At 67.4% G+C, this 2,411-nt stretch carries 3 protein-coding genes; all 3 read left to right on the top strand.

Annotation, left to right across the window (positions count from 1 at the left end; genetic code table 11):
* Window positions 1-342: hypothetical protein (locus IG78_RS0140910; RefSeq protein ID WP_404827853.1), on the top strand; the 342-nt coding region annotated here is incomplete at its 5' end.
* The gene (locus IG78_RS0140905) at window positions 342-1,655 is read left to right on the top strand and encodes a preATP grasp domain-containing protein (protein ID WP_030574807.1); all 1,314 of its coding nucleotides are present in this window, start codon (window positions 342-344) and stop codon (window positions 1,653-1,655) included. The genes IG78_RS0140910 and IG78_RS0140905, both read left to right, overlap by 1 nt.
* Window positions 1,656-1,667: 12 nt before the next feature.
* On the top strand, window positions 1,668-2,411 hold a 744-nt coding region (locus IG78_RS0140900; protein ID WP_030574804.1), incomplete at its 3' end, for an MFS transporter.

Here is a 2,411-nt window from a genome sequence, read left to right as displayed (position 1 = left end):
TACCTGTTCCACTGCGTTCCGATCCGCGGCATGGACCACCATCGCACCTCCGTCGAGGAGGGCCTCGAACTGCATTGCCGGCTGGGAGCGTCGGGTCTGACGTCCGGCCGTGTACGCCCGCACTTCACGCTGATGACGGATGTCGGCAAGGTGCCGCTGTACGAAGGATCGATCATCGGCCGGGACGAGCACAACCGAATGCTGATACAGACCGCCTACCGGTACGAGGAGAGGATGTCCTGGGTCCCCGGCTGGCAGCTTCCCGAACACGCCCGCGTCGACGACAACGGGTTTCTGCAGGTGTGGTACTTGGACGCTATCGGCGGAAAGGCCGAGTTCTGATGCCCCGCCTCTGGCTCGGCAACGCCTGCACCGAGCACATGGTCGACCGCATGGACCTGCTCACGCAGAATGACTTCGACGGCATCCTGTTCGCGATGAAGCGCCTGGTGTGGCTGATGCGGGACGGCGATGCCCTCATCCTGCCACGACCGGTGCCTGACGACTTCCTGCATCACGTCGCCCAGCACACGGGTATCTCCCCGGCCCTCATCCACGTGATCGCGCCGGACACAGACCTCCTCACCCAGGACTTGCTCCACTCCAAGGAGATCCTCGGCCGTCTGAGGGAACTGGTCACTCCTGACTGGGAGTTCTGTCCGTACATCCACGACCGGGGCGCCGAGGTGTTCGCGCGTGAGCTCGGCCTTGTCACCGGATCACGGTTCGTCGCGGAAGGCGGTGCGGAACTGCTCAACAGTAAGGTCGTCTTCCGTGCCCTGGCCGCGGGGGCCGGGTTCGCTGTCCCCGACGGCATGCCGTGCCGCACCACTGAGGATCTGCTGCGCACGCTGCATCGGCTCTTGGCCGCATACCCGGCCGTCATCCTCAAACGCGACCGCGCCGTCGGCGGCCACGGCAACACCGTTATCACCACCGACCCGCACCTGGAAGGCACCGGAGCCCAGCGCACGATCGTCCTCGGCGATCCGGCCGATAACGAACAGGTGCTCAAGGAAGCCGGGTTGACCACCACCCATGCCCCGCAGGGAGAGATCGTCCTGGAGGTGTTCCACCCAGGTTGCACGTCCGTGTACGTCGAGGTGGACTGCCCCGAACACGGCGAAGCCGTCGTACTCAACGGAGGACAGCTTCGTACCGACCAGCATCCGCCGGTGCTCGCCGGACTCGCGCTGCCGCCCCGGAGCGTGCCCGGACCAGCGTGGGAGCACTTCACCAGCGAGGCCCTGCGGATGGCCCGCTTCATGCAGAGCCTCGGTTATCGCGGTCTGGCCAGCATCGACGCCGTGATCGATCAGGCCGGCAACGTCTGGTTCAACGAGGTAAACGCGCGTCTGGGCGGCAGTACCCACCTGCATCACATCGCCGAGACTCTTGTCGGCCCGGACTGGTCGGACGGCCATGTCCTGATCAGCAGGTTCAACGTCCGGGCACCCGCGCTCGCCCATCTTCTGCGCACCATGCGAGAACACGGGCTCGCTTGGGATCCCCGGCACGGTCATGGCATCGTCATCGCCTCCGATGACACCGCCGCCACCGGCAACATCGAGTACGTAGCCCTGGCGCACAACCACGAAGAAGCCAGCGCCCTCGAAGACCAACTGACCGGCCTCCTGGCCCAGCACGACAGTTAAGGATCACTACACGTGGCGTACCGCGGCCTGTTCACCAAGCACGTCTCGATCTGGGCCGCAGTTGTCACGGCCAGCCGCCTGCCGGTAGCGATGGCCCCGCTCGCCTTCCTCTTCTACGGACGCGGTACGGACACCGGCTACAGCGGCGGCGCCGCCATGGCCGCCGCGTACGCCATCGCGGAAGCGATAGGGGCCCCGCTTCTCAGCATGCGCCTGCGCACGCGCCCCTACCACCGGGAGATCACCGCTGGACTCGGACTGTCCGCCGTCGCCTTCGCCCTGCTCGCTTTCCTTCCCACCCCCGGCACCGTGCTCGCCGTGATCCTCGCCGCGATCGCCGGCGCCGCCGCAGCCGCCGCACCCGGCGCACTGCGCACCATGGCCGAGGACCTCGCCCCCAGGAATCGCCTCCACGCTGCCCTCAGCCTGGAATCCACGCTCAACATGGCTGCCTGGGCCGCCTCACCGGCCCTGGTGTCCGTACTCGCGCTCGAGTCCGGCCCGCAGACCCCGTTCCTCCTCGCCGCGCTCGCCACGTGCGCCGCCACCGCCGCGCTGTGGCTGCTGCCCGACAAGACCGGCGCCACGGACGATGGACAGCGCGCCCCGCTCAAGCAAGCCCTGACGGCCTGGCCCGTCTACCTGACCAGCATCGCGGCCATGTACCTGCTGGCCAGCATCGAACTCACACTGCCCGCCCTGCTCCAGCACCGGGAGCTGCCCGTTTCCTACAGCGGTCCGATCCTCACCGGCTTC

Origin of the sequence: Streptomyces aureocirculatus, assembly GCF_000720475.1 — a bacterium.
In the GTDB taxonomy this organism is placed as follows: Bacteria; Actinomycetota; Actinomycetes; order Streptomycetales; family Streptomycetaceae; genus Streptomyces; species Streptomyces aureocirculatus.
Note: the sequence above shows the minus strand (reverse complement) of the source record. Positions and strands in the feature narration are given on the sequence as shown.